The sequence below is a fragment of the Klebsiella sp. genome (assembly GCF_027492335.1).
Classification (GTDB): Bacteria; Pseudomonadota; Gammaproteobacteria; order Enterobacterales; family Enterobacteriaceae; genus Klebsiella; species Klebsiella huaxiensis.
The window spans coordinates 39,848-62,550 of sequence record NZ_JAPUEW010000052.1 but is presented as its reverse complement, the minus strand read 5'-3'; the positions used below and the strand labels follow the sequence as shown (position 1 = coordinate 62,550).

Annotated in this window: 24 protein-coding genes, 1 pseudogene and 1 other annotated feature; of the genes and pseudogenes, 17 read left to right on the top strand and 8 right to left on the bottom strand. The window is 49.3% G+C overall.

The genetic code is table 11. The features are described 5' to 3' along the window. Nucleotides 1–53 precede the first annotated feature (53 nt). Nucleotides 54–245 (top strand): annotated as a pseudogene (locus tag QVF11_RS16565) (thymidine kinase); the annotation flags it as partial. A gap of 173 nt (nt 246–418) precedes the next feature. On the opposite strand, the gene adhE reads toward QVF11_RS16565, so the two are convergent. Further along, nucleotides 419–3,094 (bottom strand): bifunctional acetaldehyde-CoA/alcohol dehydrogenase, encoded by a 2,676-nt coding sequence (gene adhE, locus QVF11_RS16560; protein ID WP_112213395.1) that lies wholly within the window; start codon nt 3,092–3,094, stop codon nt 419–421. Nucleotides 3,095–3,571: 477 nt separating this feature from the next. On the opposite strand from adhE, the gene QVF11_RS16555 reads away from it, so the two are divergent. From QVF11_RS16555 to QVF11_RS16525, 7 genes are all read left to right on the top strand, one after another. Further along, nucleotides 3,572–4,219, top strand: coding sequence for a YchE family NAAT transporter (locus QVF11_RS16555; RefSeq protein WP_110275581.1), 648 nt, complete (start codon nt 3,572–3,574; stop codon nt 4,217–4,219). Between the two features lie 750 nt (nt 4,220–4,969). Continuing rightward, nucleotides 4,970–6,601, top strand: a complete 1,632-nt coding sequence (oppA, locus tag QVF11_RS16550) for an oligopeptide ABC transporter substrate-binding protein OppA (protein ID WP_287858306.1) — start codon at nt 4,970–4,972, stop codon at nt 6,599–6,601. A gap of 84 nt (nt 6,602–6,685) precedes the next feature. Continuing rightward, nucleotides 6,686–7,606 (top strand): oligopeptide ABC transporter permease OppB, encoded by a 921-nt coding sequence (gene oppB, locus QVF11_RS16545; protein ID WP_110275583.1) that lies wholly within the window; start codon nt 6,686–6,688, stop codon nt 7,604–7,606. 14 nt (nt 7,607–7,620) lie between these two features. Further along, the gene (gene oppC, locus QVF11_RS16540) at nt 7,621–8,529 is read left to right on the top strand and encodes an oligopeptide ABC transporter permease OppC (protein ID WP_110275584.1); all 909 of its coding nucleotides are present in this window, start codon (nt 7,621–7,623) and stop codon (nt 8,527–8,529) included. Between the two features lie 11 nt (nt 8,530–8,540). Next, complete coding sequence (gene oppD / locus QVF11_RS16535) at nt 8,541–9,554, top strand: ABC transporter ATP-binding protein (RefSeq protein WP_142514050.1); 1,014 nt, start codon at nt 8,541–8,543, stop codon at nt 9,552–9,554. Next, a complete protein-coding gene (oppF, locus tag QVF11_RS16530) occupies nt 9,551–10,555 on the top strand; it encodes a murein tripeptide/oligopeptide ABC transporter ATP-binding protein OppF (RefSeq protein ID WP_112213399.1) in 1,005 nt (334 codons plus the stop codon). Before oppD ends, oppF begins: the two co-directional genes overlap by 4 nt. A gap of 44 nt (nt 10,556–10,599) precedes the next feature. After that, nucleotides 10,600–11,436, top strand: a complete 837-nt coding sequence (locus QVF11_RS16525) for an ion transporter (RefSeq protein WP_287858302.1) — start codon at nt 10,600–10,602, stop codon at nt 11,434–11,436. Between the two features lie 65 nt (nt 11,437–11,501). Here the strand turns inward: QVF11_RS16525 and QVF11_RS16520 are convergent, their stop codons facing one another. Both QVF11_RS16520 and cls read right to left on the bottom strand, forming a co-directional pair. After that, entirely contained in the window at nt 11,502–11,831 is a 330-nt protein-coding gene (locus QVF11_RS16520) for an HI1450 family dsDNA-mimic protein (RefSeq protein WP_110275588.1), read from the bottom strand. Between the two features lie 34 nt (nt 11,832–11,865). After that, nucleotides 11,866–13,326, bottom strand: coding sequence for a cardiolipin synthase (gene cls / locus QVF11_RS16515; protein WP_112213401.1), 1,461 nt, complete (start codon nt 13,324–13,326; stop codon nt 11,866–11,868). A gap of 143 nt (nt 13,327–13,469) precedes the next feature. On the opposite strand from cls, the gene QVF11_RS16510 reads away from it, so the two are divergent. Continuing rightward, nucleotides 13,470–13,643 carry a YciY family protein gene (locus QVF11_RS16510; RefSeq protein WP_130624366.1) on the top strand — a complete coding sequence of 58 codons (174 nt, stop codon included), beginning with the start codon at nt 13,470–13,472 and terminating at the stop codon, nt 13,641–13,643. Nucleotides 13,644–13,700: 57 nt separating this feature from the next. On the opposite strand, the gene QVF11_RS16505 is transcribed toward QVF11_RS16510, so the two are convergent. Continuing rightward, a complete protein-coding gene (locus QVF11_RS16505; protein WP_110275659.1) occupies nt 13,701–13,997 on the bottom strand; it encodes a YciI family protein in 297 nt (98 codons plus the stop codon). Between the two features lie 211 nt (nt 13,998–14,208). Here QVF11_RS16505 and tonB point away from each other — a divergent pair, with 211 nt between their 5' ends. Continuing rightward, a complete protein-coding gene (tonB, locus tag QVF11_RS16500) occupies nt 14,209–14,934 on the top strand; it encodes a TonB system transport protein TonB (RefSeq protein WP_287858299.1) in 726 nt (241 codons plus the stop codon). A 12-nt stretch (nt 14,935–14,946) separates the two neighbouring features. On the opposite strand, the gene QVF11_RS16495 is transcribed toward tonB, so the two are convergent. The 3 genes from QVF11_RS16495 to pfkB all read right to left on the bottom strand — a co-directional run bounded on the left by QVF11_RS16495 (nt 14,947) and on the right by pfkB (nt 17,235). Continuing rightward, nucleotides 14,947–15,819: a fructosamine kinase family protein gene (locus QVF11_RS16495; RefSeq protein ID WP_112213403.1), complete on the bottom strand. Its 873-nt coding sequence runs from the start codon at nt 15,817–15,819 to the stop codon at nt 14,947–14,949. Nucleotides 15,820–15,925: 106 nt separating this feature from the next. Further along, nucleotides 15,926–16,210 (bottom strand): type V toxin-antitoxin system endoribonuclease antitoxin GhoS, encoded by a 285-nt coding sequence (gene ghoS, locus QVF11_RS16490; RefSeq protein WP_287858298.1) that lies wholly within the window; start codon nt 16,208–16,210, stop codon nt 15,926–15,928. A gap of 92 nt (nt 16,211–16,302) precedes the next feature. Then, nucleotides 16,303–17,235, bottom strand: a complete 933-nt coding sequence (gene pfkB, locus QVF11_RS16485; protein WP_287858297.1) for a 6-phosphofructokinase II — start codon at nt 17,233–17,235, stop codon at nt 16,303–16,305. 288 nt (nt 17,236–17,523) lie between these two features. Between pfkB and QVF11_RS16480 the strand changes: the two genes are divergently transcribed. Together QVF11_RS16480 and QVF11_RS16475 are read left to right on the top strand one after the other, a co-directional pair. Next, nucleotides 17,524–18,282 carry a DUF481 domain-containing protein gene (locus tag QVF11_RS16480; RefSeq protein WP_110275668.1) on the top strand — a complete coding sequence of 253 codons (759 nt, stop codon included), beginning with the start codon at nt 17,524–17,526 and terminating at the stop codon, nt 18,280–18,282. A gap of 269 nt (nt 18,283–18,551) precedes the next feature. Further along, nucleotides 18,552–18,785 carry a hypothetical protein gene (locus tag QVF11_RS16475; protein WP_112213406.1) on the top strand — a complete coding sequence of 78 codons (234 nt, stop codon included), beginning with the start codon at nt 18,552–18,554 and terminating at the stop codon, nt 18,783–18,785. 90 nt (nt 18,786–18,875) lie between these two features. Here QVF11_RS16475 and QVF11_RS16470 read toward each other — a convergent pair whose 3' ends face one another. Continuing rightward, nucleotides 18,876–19,022 (bottom strand): hypothetical protein, encoded by a 147-nt coding sequence (locus tag QVF11_RS16470; RefSeq protein ID WP_185928555.1) that lies wholly within the window; start codon nt 19,020–19,022, stop codon nt 18,876–18,878. A 215-nt stretch (nt 19,023–19,237) separates the two neighbouring features. Here QVF11_RS16470 and thrS point away from each other — a divergent pair, with 215 nt between their 5' ends. From thrS to pheM, 5 genes are all read left to right on the top strand, one after another. Continuing rightward, nucleotides 19,238–21,166 carry a threonine--tRNA ligase gene (gene thrS, locus QVF11_RS16465; RefSeq protein ID WP_142514047.1) on the top strand — a complete coding sequence of 643 codons (1,929 nt, stop codon included), beginning with the start codon at nt 19,238–19,240 and terminating at the stop codon, nt 21,164–21,166. Nucleotides 21,167–21,169: 3 nt separating this feature from the next. Next, a complete protein-coding gene (infC, locus tag QVF11_RS16460) occupies nt 21,170–21,712 on the top strand; it encodes a translation initiation factor IF-3 (protein ID WP_052746887.1) in 543 nt (180 codons plus the stop codon). Nucleotides 21,713–21,808: 96 nt separating this feature from the next. Then, nucleotides 21,809–22,006, top strand: coding sequence for a 50S ribosomal protein L35 (gene rpmI, locus QVF11_RS16455; protein WP_001124225.1), 198 nt, complete (start codon nt 21,809–21,811; stop codon nt 22,004–22,006). A 50-nt stretch (nt 22,007–22,056) separates the two neighbouring features. Further along, nucleotides 22,057–22,413: a 50S ribosomal protein L20 gene (gene rplT / locus QVF11_RS16450; protein ID WP_004102963.1), complete on the top strand. Its 357-nt coding sequence runs from the start codon at nt 22,057–22,059 to the stop codon at nt 22,411–22,413. A 118-nt stretch (nt 22,414–22,531) separates the two neighbouring features. After that, nucleotides 22,532–22,657 (top strand) — a sequence feature (Phe leader region). Next, nucleotides 22,537–22,581, top strand: coding sequence for a pheST operon leader peptide PheM (gene pheM / locus QVF11_RS16445; RefSeq protein WP_001386830.1), 45 nt, complete (start codon nt 22,537–22,539; stop codon nt 22,579–22,581). It overlaps the preceding feature by 45 nt. Nucleotides 22,658–22,703: the final 46 nt, after the last annotated feature.

The following is a 22,703-nucleotide window of genomic DNA, read 5'->3' as shown; positions in this document are numbered from 1 at the left end:
ACTATCACTAACTTAAGTGATACCAACTGTCTGGAGATTCATGGGGCCAGTCTACCATCTGCTTTTGTGGCCGCAAGGCAAGTATGGTTCTGCGATTGGATCAAGAAGGGCGGCCATACAATGAAGGTGAACAGGTAGTGATCGGCGGTAACGAGCGTTATGTTTCCGTTTGCCGCAAGCATTACAAAGAGGCGTTAAGTGAAGGTTCTTTAACCTTTGTGCAGAACAAACAGCACCCTTACTAAACCCCGCCGCTAATCCTTCTCAGGCGCTCTCTCGGCGCCTTTTTTATGTCAGCGCTACATACCTTCGATTAATCATTCCTGTTGCCTGAGGCGATTTGTGCGCTGCTGAGTGAGATACAAAAAAGCCCCATCCAGGGATGGGGCTGATTATTGCTTTCTATACTGCTGTCAGATTAAGAAGATTTCTTCGCTTTTTTCTCAGCTTTAGCTGGTGCGGCTTCTTTCTTCTCTGCAGTTTCGCCTTCGACGTAATTACGACCGTAGAAAGTATCCAGCAGAATCTGTTTCAGCTCAGCGATCAGCGGGTAGCGCGGGTTAGCGCCGGTGCACTGGTCATCAAATGCATCTTCAGACAGCTTATCTACGTGGGCCAGGAAGTCAGCTTCCTGCACACCAGCTTCACGGATAGACTTAGGAATACCCAGGTCAGCTTTAATTTCATCCAACCAGCCAAGCAGTTTTTCGATTTTCGCTGCGGTGCGATCGCCCGGAGCTGTCAGGCCCAGATGATCCGCGATTTCAGCGTAGCGACGACGAGCCTGCGGGCGGTCGTACTGGCTAAATGCAGTCTGTTTAGTCGGATTGTCGTTCGCGTTATAACGAATAACGTTGCTGATCAGCAGGGCGTTCGCCAGACCGTGAGGAATGTGGAACTGTGAACCCAGTTTATGCGCCATGGAGTGACATACACCCAGGAAGGCGTTAGCAAACGCAATACCGGCGATAGTTGCTGCACTGTGTACACGTTCACGTGCTACCGGGTTCTTAGAACCTTCATGGTAGGACGCTGGCAGGTTTTCTTTCAGCAGTTTCAACGCTTGCAGAGCCTGACCGTCGGAGAACTCAGAAGCCAGTACGGAAACATAAGCTTCCAGGGCGTGAGTTACCGCATCCAGACCACCGAATGCACACAGCGATTTCGGCATATCCATAACCAGGTTGGCATCGACAATCGCCATGTCTGGAGTCAGCGCGTAGTCTGCCAGCGGATATTTCTGACCTGTTGCATCGTCGGTAACAACCGCAAATGGAGTGACTTCAGAACCGGTACCGGAAGTGGTGGTGATCGCCACCATTTTAGCTTTGACGCCCATTTTCGGGAACTTGTAGATACGTTTACGGATGTCCATAAAGCGCAGCGCCAGTTCTTCGAAGTGGGTTTCTGGATGTTCGTACATGACCCACATGATTTTCGCAGCATCCATCGGGGAACCGCCGCCCAGCGCGATGATCACGTCTGGTTTGAAGGAGTTAGCCAGCTCTGCGCCTTTACGAACGATGGTCAGGGTCGGGTCAGCTTCAACTTCGAAGAACACGTCAGTTTCAACGCCAGCCGCTTTCAGTACAGAAGTGATCTGGTCTGCATAGCCGTTGTTGAACAGGAAGCGGTCGGTCACGATCAGCGCGCGTTTGTGACCATCAGTAATCACTTCATCCAGCGCGATTGGCAGTGAGCCACGACGGAAGTAGATAGATTTCGGAAGTTTGTGCCACAACATGTTTTCAGCTCGCTTAGCAACGGTTTTCTTGTTGATCAGGTGCTTAGGACCAACGTTTTCAGAGATGGAGTTACCACCCCATGAACCACAACCCAGAGTCAGGGAAGGTGCGAGTTTAAAGTTGTACAGGTCGCCGATACCACCCTGAGAAGCCGGAGTGTTGATCAGGATACGCGCGGTTTTCATCATCTGGCCGAAGAAAGCAACACGTTCTGGCTGGTTGTCCTGGTCGGTGTACAGGCAAGAGGTATGACCGATACCGCCCATCGCCACCAGTTTTTCAGCTTTAACAACAGCGTCTTCGAAATTCTTCGCACGGTACATTGCCAGGGTCGGAGACAGTTTTTCGTGTGCAAATGGCTCGCTTTCATCAACGTCGGTAACTTCACCAATCAGAATCTTGGTAGTAACCGGTACGGTGAAACCAGCCAGTTCAGCGATTTTATACGCCGGCTGACCAACGATAGCGGCGTTCAGCGCGCCATTTTTCAGGATGATGTCCTGAACAGCTTTCAGCTCTTTGCCCTGCAGCAGGTAGCCGCCGTGGCTGGCGAAACGTTCACGAACTGCATCGTATGCGGAATCAACAACAACAACGGACTGCTCGGAAGCACAAATTACGCCGTTGTCGAAGGTTTTAGACATCAGTACAGAAGCGACAGCACGCTTAACATCAGCGGTTTCGTCGATAACAACAGGGGTGTTACCTGCGCCAACACCGATTGCCGGTTTGCCGGAGCTGTAAGCCGCTTTAACCATGCCCGGACCGCCGGTCGCGAGAATCAGGTTAATGTCAGGGTGATGCATGAGCGCGTTGGACAGTTCAACGGAAGGTTGATCAATCCAACCAATCAGGTCTTTCGGCGCACCAGCAGCAATTGCAGCCTGCAGAACGATATCAGCTGCTTTGTTAGTGGCTTCTTTAGCACGCGGATGCGGAGAGAAAATGATGGCGTTACGGGTCTTCAGGCTAATCAGTGATTTAAAGATAGCGGTTGAAGTCGGGTTAGTTGTCGGGACGATACCGCAGATAATGCCGATAGGTTCAGCGATAGTGATAGTACCGAAGGTGTCGTCTTCAGAAAGCACACCGCAGGTTTTTTCATCTTTGTATGCGTTATAGATGTATTCAGAAGCAAAGTGGTTTTTAATCACTTTGTCTTCGACAATGCCCATGCCGGATTCGGCGACAGCCATTTTAGCGAGAGGGATTCGAGCGTCTGCGGCGGCCAGTGCGGCGGCGCGGAAGATTTTATCGACTTGTTCTTGAGTGAAACTGGCATATTCACGCTGGGCCTTTTTTACGCGCTCTACAAGTGCGTTAAGCTCTGCGATATTAGTAACAGCCATAATGCTCTCCTGATAATGTTAAACTTTTTTAGTAAATCAGTAGCTCGATTCGACAGTATAGACAGGCTGTTAACAGCTTACATCTAAATGTTAATGTAAAGAATTTTTCGCTTCTGACTTCATTGATTAACTAAAAAAGCTCTGGTTTTTTCTTTCAGGTACTGCTGTTTTCCCTCCCTGTTGTGTGTAAACAAGGTTACTCACTTCTGAGTACAAATTATGTGATCTACATCAATAATCGACGAAGCTGATACCTTTCAGCTGTTCGTTTTTTGACCTTTTAGGGCATGTGTAATGATTCGGTATGCTAATTGAATGAATGAATAGCATTATGGAAACAAATAAACAACATCCGAGCTTTATTATGCTCTTCTGCATAATTGAGATGAATTATGCTATTAAACAGCGTATCTTTTCGCGGATATTTTATGCTGGCAACTGTCAACAGCCATTTTTAATGATGCTGCGGAGCGCACTGTGATTCAACCGTTGTTTGATTTTTCAGCTTATTTCAAATTTTTCATCGGGTTATTCGCGCTGGTAAACCCGGTGGGCATCATCCCTGTCTTTATTAGCATGACCAGTTATCAGACTGCGGCGATACGTAACAAGACCAATCTGACGGCTAACCTCTCTGTCGCCATTATCCTGCTGACCTCATTGTTTCTGGGGGATGGTATTCTGCAGGTTTTTGGTATTTCCATTGATTCTTTCCGTATTGCTGGTGGGATTCTGGTTGTCACTATTGCGATGTCGATGATTAGCGGCAAGCTTGGTGAGGATAAGCAGAACAAACAAGAGAAGTCAGAAACGGCGATCCGCGAGAGTATCGGTGTGGTACCGCTGGCATTGCCTCTGATGGCCGGACCGGGGGCTATCAGTTCAACGATCGTTTGGGGTACGCGTTATCATAGCGTTGCGCATTTTTTGGGTTTTTCGGTCGCAATTGCGCTTTTTGCTTTATGCTGCTGGGGGATTTTCCGTATGGCGCCCTGGCTGGTTCGCCTGCTGGGGCAAACGGGAATAAACGTGATTACCCGTATTATGGGGCTGCTACTTATGGCCCTCGGGATCGAGTTTATTGTCACCGGGATAAAAGCACTCTTCCCTGGACTAGTGAATTAATCTGCGCTTCTGCACGCGGGGCTAAACCCCGCGGTTGCTTAATTATTAGCAAAGCATATCAAAAAACGTTATATGAACACGTAAAATAACTTTTTTTAATATAATCGTATTGTTGTTTTTTATCAGCCTGTTACGAACTTATCCTGCCATCCCCCTCGCTATCCACTCACATTAGTTACTGTTATTTTCGTCACATCATTCTCTGGCGCTTGCCGTCAGATAATTGAAATGATATTAGTAAATTCACCGATGAGGCAGATGAATGTGCTAAATAATAAACAATTGTTAATTTTTCGTACAAAAAAGCACCTTCTCAGTATTGTTCGGTATGTAAAACAGTAATTTTTTTGTATGCACATGATAGATAATGGATTTATAACTTTTTCTTTACAGGGGGGATTTTATGCTCTGCCCTCCGGGAGATCATAAAAGAGAATCCGGTAACATATTTGCAAATTGCATTGGCGGATGAGAAGGCCTTTTGGTACTTTCCGGCGTGATCTTTAGCTGAATATAAACTTAAATGAGAATTTTTATTAACTAACTCATTGCGATTTAAAACCGCCTCCGGACAGGGAGGGGAAGAATCGACGTAAAGACTGCCGTTTGAGCGGTCGTAATAAAATAAGTCGGTGATAGCAAGCAGTACAATCTGACAGCAGCATAAACTCCTGCACTGTACAGAATCCTAAAAGAGAAAAGCAGGCTGGTTATATAGCCAGTAATTATAATGAGTGGAGTAACAAACACATGACCATCATCACGAAAAAAAGCCTGGTAGCTGCAGGCGTATTATCTGCGCTAATTACCGTTAACGCTGCCCTGGCGGCAGATGTACCCGCAGGAGTACAGCTGGCGGATAAACAAACGCTAGTGCGTAACAATGGATCCGAAGTACAGTCTCTTGATCCGCACAAAATTGAAGGTGTGCCGGAATCTAATATCAGCCGGGACTTATTTGAGGGACTGCTGGTAAGCGACCTTGACGGTCATCCGGTTGCTGGTGCTGCGGAAAAATGGGACAACAAAAATTTTAAAGTCTGGACCTTCCATCTGCGAAAAGATGCAAAGTGGTCTGACGGCACGCCGGTTACGGCACAAGATTTCGTTTATAGCTGGCAGCGTCTGGCTGACCCGAAAACAGCGTCTCCTTATGCAAGCTACCTGCAATATGGTCATGTGGCCAACGTTGACGAAATTATCGGCGGTAAAAAACCAGCGACCGATCTGGGCGTAAAAGCGCTGGATGATCATACTTTCGAAGTCACCCTCAGCGAACCCGTACCATACTTTTATAAACTTCTCGTTCACCCGTCCGTCTCTCCAGTACCTAAAGCCGCGATTGAGAAGTTTGGTGAGAAATGGACCCAACCTGCCAACATCGTTAGCAACGGCGCATATAAATTAAAAGATTGGGTGGTTAACGAACGTATTGTTCTGGAGCGAAATACCAACTACTGGGATAACGCTAAAACCGTGATTAATCAGGTCACCTATCTGCCGATCTCTTCTGAAGTTACAGACGTAAACCGCTACCGCAGCGGTGAAATCGACATGACCTATAACAACATGCCGATCGAACTGTTCCAGAAGCTGAAAAAAGAGATCCCGCAAGAAGTTCACGTCGATCCGTATCTGTGCACCTATTACTACGAAATCAATAACCAGAAAGCACCGTTTACCGATGTTCGTGTACGAACCGCACTGAAAATGGCCTTGGATCGCGACATTATTGTCAATAAAGTAAAAAATCAGGGCGATCTGCCAGCCTATAGCTACACCCCACCATACACCGATGGTATGAAACTGGTTGAACCTGAGTGGTTCAAGTGGTCGCAGGAAAAACGTAACGAAGAAGCGAAAAAATTACTCGCCGAAGCAGGTTATACCGCTGATAAACCGCTGACCTTTAACCTGCTCTATAACACTTCCGATTTGCATAAAAAACTGGCTATTGCCGTCGCGTCTATCTGGAAGAAAAATCTGGGCGCGAACGTGAAGCTGGAGAATCAGGAGTGGAAAACATTTCTCGATAATCGCCATCAGGGCACCTTTGATATTGCGCGCGCCGGCTGGTGTGCGGACTATAATGAACCGACATCCTTCCTGAACACCATGCTGAGCGACAGCTCAAACAACACCTCGCATTATAAGAGCCCGGCTTTTGACAAGATTATTGCTGAGACGCTGAAAACCAGTGATGAAGCGAAACGTGCAGACCTCTATGCACAATCTGAGCAGCAGTTGGACAAAGACTCCGTCATCGTCCCGGTCTTCTATTATGTCAACGCCCGCCTGGTTAAACCTTGGGTCGGCGGCTACACAGGTAAAGACCCGTTAGATAATATCTACGTTAAGAACCTTTATATTATCAAACATTAATGGCAAATCGTGGGGCAGGCAGCGCTTGCCCCACCGTGTCTGAATTCATCGCACTCGATAGGCACAGGCCAGAAGGTACGGGCAATGTTAAAATTTATCTTTCGTCGCTGTCTGGAAGCGATTCCGACGCTATTTATTCTAATTACAATCTCCTTCTTTATGATGCGTCTTGCGCCAGGTAGTCCTTTTACCGGTGAACGTACGCTGCCGCCGGAAGTCATGGCGAATATTGAAGCAAAATATCATTTAAACGACCCCATCATGACCCAGTATTTCAATTACCTGAAGCAACTGGCGCATGGTGATTTCGGTCCTTCCTTTAAATATAAAGATTATTCGGTAAACGATCTGGTAGCTTCCAGCTTCCCTGTTTCTGCCAAATTAGGTTTTGCCGCGTTTTTCCTGGCGGTCATTCTTGGCGTCACTGCCGGAGTTATTGCGGCGCTAAAGCAGAATACGAAATGGGACTTCGCCGTGATGGGGGTGGCAATGACCGGGGTCGTGATACCCAGTTTCGTGGTCGCGCCCTTACTGGTGATGATATTTGCTATTACTCTGCATTGGTTGCCGGGTGGTGGCTGGAACGGCGGGGCGCTGCAATACATGATTTTGCCAATGGTCGCACTGTCGCTGGCCTATATCGCCAGTATTGCGCGTATCACTCGCGGCTCGATGATTGAAGTCCTGCACTCTAATTTCATCCGTACCGCGCGGGCAAAAGGCTTACCGATGCGCCGCATCATTCTGCGTCATGCCTTAAAACCCGCGCTGCTACCAGTACTTTCCTATATGGGACCTGCCTTCGTCGGCATTATTACTGGCTCGATGGTTATCGAAACCATTTATGGCTTGCCGGGTATTGGCCAACTGTTCGTTAACGGCGCGCTGAACCGCGATTATTCGCTGGTGCTCAGCCTGACCATTCTGGTTGGCGCATTGACCATTCTGTTTAACGCGGTTGTTGACGTGCTGTATGCCGTTATCGATCCGAAGATTCGTTACTAACGCTGGGGTTCGCCATGATGTTAAGTAAGAAAAACAACGAGGCGCTGGAAAACTTCAGTGAAAAGCTGGAAGTCGAGGGGCGTAGCCTTTGGCAGGATGCCCGCCGCCGCTTTATGCATAACCGCGCCGCCGTCGCCAGTCTGATTGTGTTGGTGATTATCGCGCTGTTTGTCACCATCGCGCCGATGGTGTCGCAGTTCTCATACTACGATACCGATTGGGGCATGATGTCCAGCGCACCTGATATGGAGTCCGCTCACTACTTCGGTACTGACTCGTCTGGCCGCGACCTGTTGGTGCGTGTGGCGATCGGCGGTCGTATTTCATTAATGGTCGGCGTCGCTGCGGCGCTGGTGGCGGTGATTCTTGGCACGCTTTACGGCTCGCTTTCCGGTTATTTGGGCGGCAAAGTGGACTCGGTGATGATGCGTCTGCTGGAAATCCTCAACTCTTTCCCGTTTATGTTCTTCGTCATTCTGCTGGTGACCTTCTTTGGCCAGAATATTTTGCTCATTTTCGTCGCCATTGGGATGGTCTCCTGGCTGGATATGGCGCGTATCGTTCGCGGCCAGACCCTGAGCCTGAAGCGCAAAGAGTTTATTGAAGCTGCGCAGGTCGGTGGAGTCTCAACAGGTAACATTGTTATCCGCCATATTGTGCCGAACGTGCTTGGCGTGGTGGTGGTGTATGCCTCGTTGCTGGTCCCGAGCATGATCCTGTTCGAATCCTTCCTGAGCTTCCTTGGTCTGGGTACCCAGGAGCCGCTAAGCAGCTGGGGCGCGTTGCTCAGCGATGGTGCGAACTCGATGGAAGTATCGCCGTGGCTGCTGCTGTTCCCTGCCGGTTTCCTGGTGGTAACGCTATTTTGTTTTAACTTTATCGGCGATGGCTTGCGTGATGCCCTCGACCCGAAAGACCGCTAAGGAGCGCCGTCATGAGTACGATTGAAACGGCAAAAGCGCCGCAGGTAGCACAACAATCCAGCCTTCTTCTGGATGTTAAAGACCTTCGCGTCACCTTTGGCACTCCCGATGGCGATGTTACTGCGGTCAACGATCTCAACTTTAATCTACGAGCAGGGGAAACCTTAGGTATCGTGGGTGAGTCCGGTTCCGGTAAGTCGCAAACCGCTTTTGCGCTGATGGGCCTGCTGGCGGCAAATGGTCGCATTGGCGGCTCAGCGACCTTTCACGGTAAGCAGATCCTGAACCTTCCGGAACGTGAGCTGAATAAGCTACGCGCCGAGCAGATCTCAATGATTTTTCAGGACCCGATGACGTCGCTCAATCCGTATATGCGGGTAGGCGAACAGCTGATGGAAGTCCTGATGCTGCATAAAGCGATGAGCAAAGCCGAAGCGTTTGAAGAGTCGGTTAAAATGCTGGATGCGGTCAAAATGCCGGAAGCGCGTAAACGGATGAAAATGTATCCACACGAGTTTTCCGGCGGGATGCGCCAGCGCGTCATGATAGCGATGGCGCTGCTGTGTCGGCCTAAGCTGCTGATTGCCGATGAGCCGACAACGGCGCTGGATGTGACCGTGCAGGCGCAAATTATGACGTTGCTGAATGAACTCAAGCGCGAGTTCAATACCGCGATCATTATGATTACCCACGATCTCGGCGTAGTGGCGGGGATCTGCGATAAGGTGCTGGTGATGTATGCTGGCCGCACTATGGAATATGGTCAGGCGCGCGACGTTTTTTATCATCCGTCGCACCCTTATTCAATTGGTCTACTGAATGCGGTTCCGCGTCTGGATGCTGAAGGTGACGCCTTGTTGACCATTCCGGGCAACCCACCAAACCTGCTGCGTTTGCCGAAGGGTTGTCCGTTCCAGCCGCGTTGCCCGCATGCAATGGAGATTTGTAATAGCGCTCCGCCTCTTGAGGAGTTTGCGCCAGGCCGCCTGCGTGCCTGCTTTCAACCGGTGGGGGATTTGCTATGAACGCCGTAACGGAACAAAGAAAAGTCCTGCTCGAAATTGCCGACCTGAAAGTGCATTTTGATATTAAAGACGGTAAACAGTGGTTCTGGCAGCCGTCAAAAACGCTCAAGGCTGTAGATGGCGTAACTTTGCGCCTGTACGAAGGTGAAACGCTGGGCGTGGTCGGGGAGTCAGGTTGTGGAAAATCAACCTTTGCGCGAGCCATTATTGGCCTGGTAAAAGCCACTGACGGTAAAGTTGCCTGGCTGGGTAAAGATTTGCTGGGGATGAAGTCTGAGGAATGGCGCGATGTGCGCAGCGATATCCAGATGATCTTCCAGGATCCGCTGGCGTCGCTGAACCCGCGAATGACTATCGGGGAAATCATTGCCGAGCCGTTGCGTACTTATCATCCGAAAATGCCGCGTCAGGAAGTTCGCGACCGGGTTAAAGCGATGATGATGAAAGTGGGGCTGCTGCCAAACCTGATTAACCGATATCCGCACGAGTTCTCCGGCGGTCAGTGCCAGCGTATTGGTATTGCGCGCGCGCTAATCCTTGAACCCAAACTGATTATCTGTGATGAACCGGTTTCAGCGCTGGACGTGTCGATTCAGGCGCAGGTGGTGAATCTTCTTCAGCAGCTGCAGCGTGAAATGGGCCTGTCGCTGATTTTTATCGCCCACGATCTGGCGGTCGTTAAGCATATTTCTGACCGCGTGCTGGTGATGTATCTGGGTCATGCCGTGGAGCTGGGCACTTACGATGAGGTGTACCATAATCCGCTGCATCCTTATACCAAAGCGTTGATGTCGGCGGTTCCCGTTCCGGATCCTGACCTGGAAAGAAATAAAACTATTCAGTTGCTGGAGGGGGAATTACCATCGCCGATTAACCCACCGTCGGGATGCGTATTCCGCACGCGATGCCCTATTGCCGGACCGGAGTGCGCGAAAACGCGACCGGTGCTGGAGGGCAGTTTCCGGCACGCGGTTTCCTGCCTGAAGGTAGACCCGTTATAATCTCTGGGGCTGACGTAAGTCAGCCCTTTTTTAGCGAGGTTAACGTGGCTTTTCATATTCATGCCGCTCGTCTGCGGCTGTATCATTTACTCTTCGATCAAAACCGACGCTCTGGCCGCCATTTTGAAGGTCTTTGCGGCGTTTTTGCGTTGCTATCGGTGTTGGTCATATTTATCGAGTCCGGGCTAGGAACTCAATATCATCTGACATTAGATGAATGGCATATTTTTGTCTGGCTTGAGCTTATTGTTACTGCGGTTTTTACCCTCGAATATCTTCTGCGGATCATCAGCTGGCCGAATCCGCTTAAGTATATTTTTAGTTTTTGGGGAATTATTGACCTTGCCACTATCTTACCGATGTATGTGATGTGGCTGTGGCCGGAGATTAGCCTCGATTACGTCTTTGCCTGGCGGGCCATGCGTGCTATTCGCGCGTTACGCATTCTTAAGCTGCTGCGTTTTATGCCATCGCTGAATATTTTCTGGGCCGCCATCGTCAGCGCCCGCCACCAGCTGATCCTTTTTTATTCTTTTATTGCTATCGTGATGGTGATTTTTGGTGCGCTAATGTATCTGGTTGAGGGGCCGAAATACGGATTCACCACGCTAAATGCGTCAGTTTACTGGGCGATTGTGACGATAACGACGGTGGGGTATGGCGATATCACACCACATACGCCGTTGGGGCGTATTCTTGCCTCCATACTTATCTTAATCGGCTACTCGATTATTGCGATTCCGACCGGCTTAATTACCACCCACATGACCACGGCATTTCAGAATCGACGAGCTCAGCGTACATGTCAAAATTGCCAGCATGATACGCATGAGAAAGATGCACACTACTGTAAGGTATGCGGAAGCGAACTGCCTAAGTAAATAAAAAGCCTGCTTCGGTAAATCAGGCAGGCTTCTTCTGTATAGCTATTGGCTTGAGAAAGAGCTTATTCTCGCCACAGAATATGGCAAATCTTGTGGTCTTTTTCGCGACACAGCAGCACGCGGGCAAAGATATCGTTAATATCACCGCCATCGGTATCGGCCAGGCCAATCACCACTTCGGCAAAGAAATCCGGATTGAGGTCAAAATCGACGTGTTCTTCCCAATCAGGAGCCGGGTCAAACAGCTCGGCACCGCCGCGTTCTTCAAATTGTAGGTTGAACAGAATGACATCCGCCGGATCGAGGTTGTCGACAGCCAGTTCCAGGAAGATATCGTAGGCTTGTTCAAGCGTTTCGTCTTCGGTCAGGCGATTGTTTAAATCCATATCCATGATTGCTACCCATTAAACATCTGATTGGCACGTTTTACAGCAATGGACTGAAGAAGTAAAACAGTCGCTCGGCGATCCGCTGCCACAGCGGACGTTTTAACCACAAGCGGGCGTCCAGCAGGCGCGAGCGAGAGATATAGTCGTCCTGAACTGCCGCCAGATCGCTACCAAATCCGGCATCGTCAATCACCAGCGTAATTTCGAAGTTAAGCCATAGGCTGCGCATGTCGAGATTCACGGTACCGACCAGACTGAGTTCGCCGTCAACTAATACGCTTTTGGTATGCAGCAGTCCGCCTTCAAATTGGTAAATTTTCACCCCTGCCGCCAGCAGTTCACTAAAGAAAGCGCGGCTGGCCCAGCCGACCAGCAGCGAATCGTTCTTGCGTGGCAAAATAATGCTGACATCGACACCGCGTTGGGCGGCAGTACAGATAGCATGCAGCAGATCGTCACTGGGCACAAAGTATGGAGTGGTCATGATCAAATGCTCTTTGGCTGCATAGGCGGCGGTCAACAGAGCCTGATGAATCAAGTCCTCCGGGAAGCCTGGACCGGAAGCTATGGTATGAATTGTATGCCCACTGGCCTCTTCGAACGGCATGATATTGACGTCTGGCGGCGGTGGTAAAATCCTTTTTCCGGTCTCAATCTCCCAGTCACAGGAATAAACAATACCCATGGCAGTCGCGACTGGGCCTTCCATTCGCGCCATCAAATCGATCCACTGACCAACGCCAGAGTCTTGTTTAAAGAAACGTGGATCGACCAGATTCATACTGCCGGTATAGGCAATATAGTTATCGATCATGACCATTTTGCGATGTTGACGCAGGTCCATACGACGCAGAAAGACGCGCATCAGGTTTACCTTCAGCGCTTCGACAACCTCAATTCCCGCATTGCGCATCATGGCGGCCCACGGGCTGCGGAAAAAAGCCACGCTACCCGCGGAGTCGAGCATTAAACGGCAGTGTACGCCGCGCCTGGCCGCTGCCATTAACGATTCCGCGACCTTATCGGCCATACCGCCGGGCTGCCAGATATAGAACACCATCTCAATATTGTGACGAGCGAGCTGAATATCTCGGATAAGCGCCTGCATAACGTCATCTGATTCGGTGAGTAGCTGAAGCTGGTTGCCTTTAACGCCAGCGATGCCCTGGCGGCGCTCGCAGAGTTGGAATAACGATTCGGCGACCGGGCTATTTTCATCGGCAAAGATATGTTTGCAGGCTTTGAGATCTTTTAACCATTTGGCCGTCGAAGGCCACATTGCGCGAGCGCGTTCAGCGCGGCGTTTACCCAGATGCAGCTCGCCAAACGAGAGATAGGCAATGATTCCCACAAGCGGAAGGATGTAGATGATCAGCAACCACGCCATTGCTGACGGAACTGCACGTCTTTTCATTAGTATGCGTAATGTTACACCAGCGATCAGCAGCCAGTAACCGAGTATGACCAGCCAGTTAACCACTGTGTAAAAGGTTGTCATAGATGAAAAATCCTTTTGAATGACTTTATGTCATGAGTTTACGCATCAACATCAATCTGGCAAATAAAAACGCAGCGAAAGCGTTGGTCACCCAGATTCATCGGTCTATAATGCTGGCTGTTTTCACTTGTAGAGTAGTAGCAATGAAGCGTAGTAGAACGGAAGTAGGGCGCTGGCGCATGCTAAGACAGGTGAGTCGCCGTAAAACACGCTGGCTGGAAGGCCAATCGCGTCGCAATATGCGCATCCTCTCCATCAGAAAAGAGCTGGTGAAACGGCAACGTCATTCCCTGCTGTTCACTTTCTCTGAGTTTTGAGAGTCGAAACAAAAGGCACCGCTCGCGGTGCCTCTGTTTTTGGTCAGGGTCTTGTTTTCAGAATACCTTTTTGAAAGGCTTAACGGACACTTTCTGATAAACCCCAGCAGCGATATACGGGTCATCATTGGCCCATGATTGCGCCGCTTCCAGTGATTCAAATTCTGCAATAACCGTTGAACCGGTAAAGCCAGCCACGCCAGGTTCATTACTGTCTACAGCAGGCATTGGGCCAGCGGTCAGCAAACGACCTTCATCATGTAATAGTTGTAAACGCGCCAGGTGGGCGGGACGTACCGACGATCGTTTTTCCAGAGAGTCGGCGATATCTTCAGCGTAGATAACGTAAAGCACGGCATGGCTCCTTATTAATAAATTGGCGAATCACGTTAAGTGAAACCGTCGTTGACTGCAATGCAAAGATGCGCACGACCCTTAGATTGCCATGCTCTGGCGCCTTTTTGTCAGAAAAGGAGGCAAATTTTGATGCAACATAACAACCCTAGTTGAATATGATTGCTATTTGCATTTAAAATCGGGGCATCATTTTTCAACAGAAACGACTATGAGCGCAATGACCCTTGATTTACCTCGCCGCTTTCCGTGGCCTACGCTACTGTCCGTGGTTATCCACGGAGGTGTTGTAGCGGCGTTGCTGTATACTTCGGTACATCAGGTTATTGAACGACCTTCGCCTTCGCAGCCTATCGAAATTACAATGGTGGCCCCGGCCGATCTGGAACCGCCTCAGGCGGCGCAGCCGGTGGTTGAACCCGTAGTTGAGCCAGAGCCTGAACCGGAAGTGGTGCCTGAACCGCCAAAAGAGGCACCGGTTGTGATCCATAAACCCAAGCCGAAGCCAAAACCAAAACCGAAGCTGGAAAAAAAGGTTGAGCAGCCAAAGCGTGATGTGAAACCAGCGGAAACGCGCCCTGCATCGCCGTTTGAAAACTCAAATACGGCACCAGCGCGCACGGCACCAAGTACATCGACCGCGACCGCTAAACCAACCGTTACGGCCCCGACCGGTCCACGAGCGTTAAGCCGCGGAGAACCGACCTATCCAGCTCGTGCCCAGGCGCTGCGCATTGAGGGTGATGTTCGCGTTAAATTTGATGTTACGCCGGACGGTCGCGTGGATAACGTGCAGATCCTCTCCGCTCAGCCAGCGAATATGTTTGAGCGTGAAGTGAAGAGCGCTTTACGTAAATGGCGCTATGAAGCAGGTAAACCGGGTACTGGCATCACCATGACCATTCAGTTCCGTCTGAAAGGCGTGAAGATTAGCTAAGAGTGAGGCCCCTTAAGGGGCCTTTTCCATTAATACGTCATCAAGTGCTTTCTGCGCCGTGACCAAATGTTGTCCACCAAACAGAATCGCCCGGTTCAGCAATGTATATAGCTGGTAGATGGGTTGACGTTCGAGAAAGCCGGACGGCAGCGGTGAAACGGATTGATAACCGTCGTAAATTTGCGGTGGTTGTTCAAGATGTAACGGCAGCATAGCCAGATCGCACTCTCTGTCACCCCAATAGCAGGCCGGGTCGAAAATATAAGGTCCATTCGGCCCTAGCGCACAGTTGCCAGACCATAAATCTCCGTGAAGTAATGATGGCTGTGGCTGATGATTGCTCAGCCGCTGTTGTACAGTGTCGACGAGAGTATCAATATCGCCAAAATGCAGACCTTTTTCGGCGGCTAACTCCAACTGCCAGCCAATGCGCTGCTCGGCAAAGAAAGTGGACCAGCGGCGCTGCCACGCGTTTGGCTGCGGAGTGGTGGAGAGATCGTTATCAAAATCGAGACCAAACTGCGGCTGATCGCTCCATTGATGTAAATGCGCGATTTGTTGACCTAACAGGAAAGCATTATGCGCATCCAGTGGCCGGGGAGGGAGATATTCCATCACCAGGAAACTGTAATCCCGGTCGCTGCCGACAGCAAAAACCTGCGGTACGCTAACGGTTTTACTTCGTGACAGCAGCTCAAGCTGATCTGCTTCAGCGGTGAAGATGGGCAAAAGCTCCCGTTCATCACATTTTACGAAGTAATCTCGCCCACCAAAGCGTAAATGCCAGGCTGCATGGATTTCTCCACCAGGTAGTTCGTTTCGCAGTTCGATTTCAGCTGCTTCAGTGTGCCAATCGCTTAACAAATTGCTGATAGCTTGCCACATGCTGTCTCTCCCCTATGTTTTCCACCATTTCATAAGGTTAGCGCATAACCTCGGTGTAAAATTCGAACTGACGCACAACTGACGGTTTCTACTGCGCTAATCGCACTTATTGAGCTTTCAACCACTGATCAAATGTGGTGACGGTTATTTCGATAGGTCTTCCCAGGGCAGTTTCGGCTAAACCTGCGCTCAGGGCTTTCACATCGGCGGCATCCTGAGCGGAAAGCAGGCCAAATGTATTGGTTCCGAGCTCGTGGGCATTTCCTTCATCATCATTTAAAACAAGGGTAAAACCGGCTCGAATGAGATGGTTACTGAGCTCGTTAATTTCTGTTAACGTTTCTTCATGAAAGCGAGCCGTGACGACCCAGGCAGTAATTTCGCTACTCATTTTTTCACCTCATTGTTATCCATGGCATTTTCAGCATAGACCATCACGGTGATTTGGCGACTCCCTCTGGAGAGGCAGAGGGAGTAGGGGGATTAACAACCGCGCAGGTAATCGTAGATTTTTTGCGTATTTTCCAGAGAGCAAAGACGAGTTCCCTGGTTTATTGTTGCAGCGCTCCCCGCCGCAACGCCAAAGCGCACCATATCTTCAAGGGAAGCATTCTCCGCCAGCCGAAGAGTCATCGCACCGACCATACTGTCACCAGCGCCGACGGTACTCTGACTCTTCATCGGTGGCGGTACGACCTGTACGCTGCCGTTGGCATCGACACCTAAAGCCCCTTGGGGTCCCAGTGAAACCACGACGCGCCGGGCCTTGCCGATACGAATTAGCTCCAGGGCTGCCTTACGTACATCATCCGGTTGGCTGAGATCGCGCTGAACGAGGGCGCTGAGTTCTTTCTGGTTCGGTTTAACCAGTTCAATATTGCCAACGTTGAGTGCGGCGGCGAGGGCTTCGCCAGAGCTATCGATAATACAACGCAGTCCATGCTGTTGAGCGTTTTTGACTAATTTTGTCAGGCTCTCGACGCTGATGCCTGGTGGCAGACTGCCGCTGATAACCAATAGGGAATCGGGGGAAATGGAGAGAACTTTTTCTTCCAGGCGATGAAACTCTTCCTGGGTTAACGCGGCTCCAGGCATGACGAAACGATACTGTTCACCGCTGGTATTCACATGCACATGAAGATTTTGTCGCGTCCAGTCATGCGTTTCTACTGTCTCTACCGGAACATGTTCATCGATCAGCAGGGCTGTGAGATGTTCTCCCGTCGCGCCGCCGACGGGGAATATTGCGGTAGCGCTGCCGCCAAGAAAAGTAATGGCTCGCGCAACATTTATCCCTCCACCGCCAGGTTCGAAAACGGGAGCGCTACAGCGTAGTTTGCCTTCCGGGTAGATTTGCGGGGTCTGCGTTGCGCTGTCGAGCGAAGGGGCTAATGTGAGCGTATAGATTTTGGTCATCCAATTTCCTCCATAACACGAATTTAGCTGCTCTGTTTTTAAGCATGGCACTTAAAGGAGGGCAGGGAAAGTAACGAGTGACATTTGCACCAGCATCTCTTTTTATCTTTATGAAATAAAAATTGTTTTGAGAAGCCTCTTATACAAAAAATGAAATAGTAATTGATTGCTAAGTTAATCGTGCTTTTTTATAATTTAATCCCTTTCCTGGAGCGGCAATCAGCGATCCTTGCGAAAGCTCCCGGGACCATCCTGGTCTCCTTTTATGTTGTACGGACTTTAAATTAAATGAAGCTTTTGAAGACAGTACCCGCAGCGGCAATGCTGGCGGGGGGGCTCTTTGCATCTACATGCGCAATGGCCGATGATTCCGTTTTTACTGTCATGGATGACCCTTCCACAGCCAAAAAACCTTTCGAAGGTACTGTTAACGCTGGTTATCTGGCGCAGTCTGGCAATACGAAAAGTTCCTCGATGACTGCGGACTCTACTTTGACCTGGTATGGTAATACTACAGCGTGGTCACTTTGGGGGAATGCCAGCAATACATCGTCAAACGATCAACGTTCTTCGGAAAAGTACGCGGTAGGCGGGCGTAGTCGTTATAACCTGACCGATCAGAATTATATTTTTGGCCAGGCGAGCTGGTTGACGGATCGTTATAACGGTTATCAGCAGCGTGATGTACTCACCGCGGGTTATGGTCGGCAAATCCTCAATGGCCCGGTACACAGCCTGCGTTTTGAATTTGGTCCTGGCGTACGTTATGACGAATATACCGATGGTGACAACGACACTCAGCCGCTGGGCTATGCTTCTGGTACCTATGCGTGGCAGATGACCGATACCACCAAATTTACACAGGGTGTTTCAGTTTTCGGCTCTGAAGATACGACGCTCAACACGGAAAGCGCGTTAAATGTTGCTATCAATGCACATTTTGCGCTTAAAGTAGCCTATAACCTGACCTGGAACTCTGAACCGCCGTCCTCAGCGCCAGCGCACACCGATAGACGTACTACTCTGTCGCTCGGTTATAAAATGTAATATATCAGGCCGGATATTCCGGCCTGATTGTTTTAAATTTTGCAATAAGTGACATTATTATTTTTGGCCTTTCGTTTTATTTTTTATAAAAAGAAATTGCCTTCATAATTTCCTCATAATTGTCTTTTTGTTGACAAATATGCAGTTAATTTGACACGAAAAGATAAATATTTAGTCGGACAAGAATGTGATCTGGATCTATACTGTTTAGCACTGACGGAGATAATGCCTCCGTTCAATTAGCTGAAACAAATAAGAGAATCACTATCATGAAAAATAACAAAATCGCAATCGCGGCTGTGATGCTGTGCACGCTATCTTTTGGCGCATTTGCTGCTAACACGGCTCCACAGCCAGCCAACAACGACCATACTCAAGTTGGCATTGCTAAAGCGACTGACGTTGAAGCGGGCTCCAATATTGCTCCAGGTTCCCAATCAACGGGTCAGTCAATGAATGATGCCTTTGATGTGCACAAGCTTGTTGCCGGTGAGTGGTCCTGATATTTCATCTAACACATCATTTATATTCCATTATTTCGTAAAGCAGCAAGCCGGGTAATGATGTACCGGTTTTGCTTTCCGCATTTTTTGTTAAACATCCATTTGTTGTGTTAAATTCTTATTATCACACTTGGTTTTTATCATACCGATACCGTTTCTTTTTTCGCATATCATCAAATCAAATAGCGTGCGTTTTTTTGGGCTGCCACCTCTTGTTTTTCCATCAACCAGAACCATTTAGTCTCATGTGACTTTAATCACGCAGTAATGATGTGTAAACTGACTGTCGGTGTTATCTACAGGCGGCTGCAGGTGGGTTCGATTCGGTAAACGGTCGTGCTCATATTTCGCAGAGTGAAGCGGGAACTGGGCCTGAACTTGTTGATAATTATGATTATATTGTTTTGTATGTGCTCTTTCGTGTGGGGCACCACTGCAAATAAGGACATGAAATGCCTGTAATTACGCTTCCTGATGGCAGCCAACGCCATTTTGATCACGCTGTGAGCCCGATGGATATTGCTCTGGATATCGGTCCAGGTCTGGCGAAAGCCACAATTGCTGGTCGTGTCAACGGCGAGCTGGTTGATGCCTGCGATCCTATTGAAAACGATGCAAGCCTCTCCATCATCACCGCTAAAGATGAAGATGGTCTGGAAATTATTCGTCACTCCTGCGCCCACCTTTTGGGGCACGCAATTAAACAGCTGTGGCCAAATACCAAGATGGCGATCGGCCCGGTTGTCGACAATGGTTTCTACTATGATGTCGATCTGGACCACACTCTGACCCAGGAAGATATCGACGCGCTCGAAAAACGCATGCACGAGCTCGCCGAGAAAAACTACGACGTTATCAAGAAGAAAGTTAGCTGGCACGAAGCGCGTGAAACCTTCGTGAAACGCGGTGAAAGCTACAAAGTCTCCATTCTTGATGAAAACATTGCTCATGATGACAAGCCTGGCTTGTATCATCACGAAGAATATGTCGACATGTGCCGTGGACCGCACGTGCCGAACATGCGGTTCTGCCATCACTTCAAACTGATGAAGACCGCAGGTGCCTACTGGCGTGGTGATAGCAACAATAAGATGTTGCAACGTATCTACGGAACCGCATGGGCAGATAAAAAGGCGCTGAATGCTTATCTGCAGCGTCTTGAAGAAGCCGCCAAGCGCGACCATCGTAAAATCGGCAAGCAGCTCGACCTGTATCATATGCAGGAAGAAGCACCGGGTATGGTGTTCTGGCACAACGACGGCTGGACTATCTTCCGTGAACTGGAAACTTTCGTGCGCTCCAAGCTGAAGGAGTACCAGTATCAGGAAGTTAAAGGTCCGTTTATGATGGACCGTGTGCTGTGGGAAAAAACGGGCCACTGGGACAACTATAAAGATGCGATGTTTACCACGTCTTCCGAGAATCGTGAATACTGCATCAAGCCGATGAACTGTCCAGGTCACGTTCAGATCTTCAATCAGGGTCTGAAATCCTATCGCGATCTGCCATTACGTATGGCTGAGTTCGGTAGCTGCCATCGTAATGAGCCATCAGGCGCGTTGCATGGCCTGATGCGCGTACGTGGATTTACTCAGGACGATGCCCATATCTTCTGTACGGAAGAGCAGGTTCGTGATGAAGTTAACGCCTGTATTCGTATGGTCTACGATATGTACAGCACTTTTGGCTTCGAGAAAATCGTCGTCAAACTGTCTACTCGTCCCGAAAAACGTATCGGCAGCGACGAGACGTGGGATCGTGCTGAAGCGGATCTGGCGGTCGCGCTGGAAGAGAACAACATCCCGTTTGAATATCAACTGGGCGAAGGCGCGTTCTACGGTCCGAAAATTGAATTTACCCTGTATGACTGCCTCGATCGTGCATGGCAGTGCGGTACAGTACAGCTGGACTTCTCTCTGCCGCAGCGTTTAAGCGCCTCTTATGTAGGCGAAAATAACGAACGACAGGTTCCGGTAATGATTCACCGTGCGATTCTTGGTTCACTGGAGCGCTTTATTGGCATCCTGACCGAAGAGTTCGCTGGTTTCTTCCCAACCTGGATTGCACCTGTGCAGGTTGTGGTGATGAATATTACTGATTCTCAGGCTGAATACGTTAACGAATTGACTCGTAAACTACAAAATGCGGGCATTCGCGTAAAAGCAGACTTGAGAAATGAGAAGATAGGCTTTAAAATCCGCGAGCACACTTTACGTCGTGTCCCTTACATGTTGGTCTGTGGCGACAAAGAGGTAGAAGCAGGCAAAGTTGCCGTGCGTACCCGTCGTGGCAAAGACTTGGGCAGCCTGGACGTAAATGAAGTTATCGAGAAGCTGCAACAAGAGATTCGCAGCCGCAGTCTAAAACAACTGGAGGAATAAGGTATTAAAGGCGGAAAACGAGTTCAAACGGCACGTCCGAATCGTATCAATGGCGAGATTCGCGCCCTGGAAGTTCGCTTAACAGGTCTGGAAGGCGAAGCTTTGGGTATTGTGAGTCTGAGAGAAGCAATCGAAAAGGCTGAAGAAGCCGGAGTAGATTTAGTTGAAATCAGCCCTAACGCCGAACCGCCAGTTTGTCGTATCATGGACTACGGCAAGTTCCTTTATGAAAAGAGTAAGTCTTCTAAGGAACAGAAGAAAAAGCAAAAAGTTATCCAGGTTAAGGAAATTAAATTCCGCCCTGGTACCGACGATGGCGATTATCAGGTAAAACTCCGCAGCCTGATTCGCTTTCTGGAAGATGGCGATAAGGCCAAGATCACGCTGCGTTTCCGCGGTCGTGAGATGGCCCACCAACAGATCGGTATGGAAGTGCTTACGCGCGTTCGTGACGATCTGAGTGAACTGGCAGTTGTCGAATCCTTCCCAACGAAGATCGAAGGCCGCCAGATGATCATGGTGCTCGCTCCTAAGAAGAAACAGTAAGGCCTTCAAGTAGCAATGCCTATGGAGCCTGCGGGCTCTATAGTCGTTGTTCGCCTATGTTTCGTTTATTAACAATGCGAAGTGGAAGTTATTAAAATGCCAAAAATTAAGACCGTACGCGGTGCTGCTAAGCGCTTCAAAAAAACCGGTAAAGGTGGTTTTAAGCACAAGCACGCTAACCTGCGTCACATTCTGACCAAAAAAGCTACCAAGCGTAAACGTCACCTGCGTCCGAAAGCCATGGTTTCCAAAGGCGATCTGGGCCTGGTAATCGCGTGCCTGCCGTACGCATAAGTCGTTAACCCTTTTAACTTTTTAATTAGAATAGATACAGGAGAGCACATATGGCTCGCGTAAAACGTGGTGTAGTTGCCCGTGCACGTCACAAGAAAATTTTGAAACAAGCTAAAGGCTACTACGGTGCGCGTTCTCGCGTATACCGCGTTGCCTTCCAGGCTGTTATCAAAGCTGGTCAGTACGCTTATCGTGACCGTCGTCAGAAAAAGCGTCAGTTCCGTCAACTGTGGATTGCGCGTATCAACGCAGCAGCACGTCAGAACGGTATTTCTTACAGCAAATTCATCAACGGCCTGAAAAAAGCCTCTGTTGAAATCGACCGTAAGATCCTGGCTGACATCGCAGTATTCGACAAATTAGCGTTCACCGCGCTGGTCGAAAAAGCGAAAGCAGCTCTGGCATAAGCCAGTTGAAAGAGGGAGCTTGTCTCCCTCTTTTCGTTTCAACATTATCAATACATTGACTTTTATTGGCGTAAGCTTTTCAATACAGGTCTTCCGTTTCGTACCAGACAAGGTAATGCAAGCATGAATGCTGCTATTTTCCGCTTCTTTTTTTACTTTAGCACCTGAACTCAGGAGGCTAGCGCGTGAAAGAAGAAACGGAAAACAGCGCCAGAAAGCCTCCCACTGTGGAGGCTTTTTTCGTATATGAACTGGCTCATTCTATTTCAAGCTGCAGGTAGGTGAATTAA

Excerpts from the sequence above, each read along its gene's own strand:
- oppA (WP_287858306.1), top strand. The coding sequence starts at position 4,970 with ATGACCATCATCACGAAAAAAAGCCTGGTAGCTGCAGGCGTATTATCT.
- oppF (WP_112213399.1), top strand. The coding sequence starts at position 9,551 with ATGAACGCCGTAACGGAACAAAGAAAAGTCCTGCTCGAAATTGCCGAC.
- ghoS (WP_287858298.1), bottom strand. The coding sequence starts at position 16,210 with ATGAGTAGCGAAATTACTGCCTGGGTCGTCACGGCTCGCTTTCATGAA.
- rpmI (WP_001124225.1), top strand. The coding sequence starts at position 21,809 with ATGCCAAAAATTAAGACCGTACGCGGTGCTGCTAAGCGCTTCAAAAAA.
- tonB (WP_287858299.1), top strand. The coding sequence starts at position 14,209 with ATGAGCGCAATGACCCTTGATTTACCTCGCCGCTTTCCGTGGCCTACG.
- rplT (WP_004102963.1), top strand. The coding sequence starts at position 22,057 with ATGGCTCGCGTAAAACGTGGTGTAGTTGCCCGTGCACGTCACAAGAAA.
- oppD (WP_142514050.1), top strand. The coding sequence starts at position 8,541 with ATGAGTACGATTGAAACGGCAAAAGCGCCGCAGGTAGCACAACAATCC.
- cls (WP_112213401.1), bottom strand. The coding sequence starts at position 13,326 with ATGACAACCTTTTACACAGTGGTTAACTGGCTGGTCATACTCGGTTAC.
- QVF11_RS16470 (WP_185928555.1), bottom strand. The coding sequence starts at position 19,022 with ATGGTTCTGGTTGATGGAAAAACAAGAGGTGGCAGCCCAAAAAAACGC.
- QVF11_RS16495 (WP_112213403.1), bottom strand. The coding sequence starts at position 15,819 with ATGTGGCAAGCTATCAGCAATTTGTTAAGCGATTGGCACACTGAAGCA.
- QVF11_RS16480 (WP_110275668.1), top strand. The coding sequence starts at position 17,524 with ATGAAGCTTTTGAAGACAGTACCCGCAGCGGCAATGCTGGCGGGGGGG.
- oppC (WP_110275584.1), top strand. The coding sequence starts at position 7,621 with ATGATGTTAAGTAAGAAAAACAACGAGGCGCTGGAAAACTTCAGTGAA.
- adhE (WP_112213395.1), bottom strand. The coding sequence starts at position 3,094 with ATGGCTGTTACTAATATCGCAGAGCTTAACGCACTTGTAGAGCGCGTA.
- QVF11_RS16520 (WP_110275588.1), bottom strand. The coding sequence starts at position 11,831 with ATGGATATGGATTTAAACAATCGCCTGACCGAAGACGAAACGCTTGAA.
- thrS (WP_142514047.1), top strand. The coding sequence starts at position 19,238 with ATGCCTGTAATTACGCTTCCTGATGGCAGCCAACGCCATTTTGATCAC.
- QVF11_RS16510 (WP_130624366.1), top strand. The coding sequence starts at position 13,470 with ATGAAGCGTAGTAGAACGGAAGTAGGGCGCTGGCGCATGCTAAGACAG.
- QVF11_RS16475 (WP_112213406.1), top strand. The coding sequence starts at position 18,552 with ATGAAAAATAACAAAATCGCAATCGCGGCTGTGATGCTGTGCACGCTA.
- pfkB (WP_287858297.1), bottom strand. The coding sequence starts at position 17,235 with ATGACCAAAATCTATACGCTCACATTAGCCCCTTCGCTCGACAGCGCA.
- oppB (WP_110275583.1), top strand. The coding sequence starts at position 6,686 with ATGTTAAAATTTATCTTTCGTCGCTGTCTGGAAGCGATTCCGACGCTA.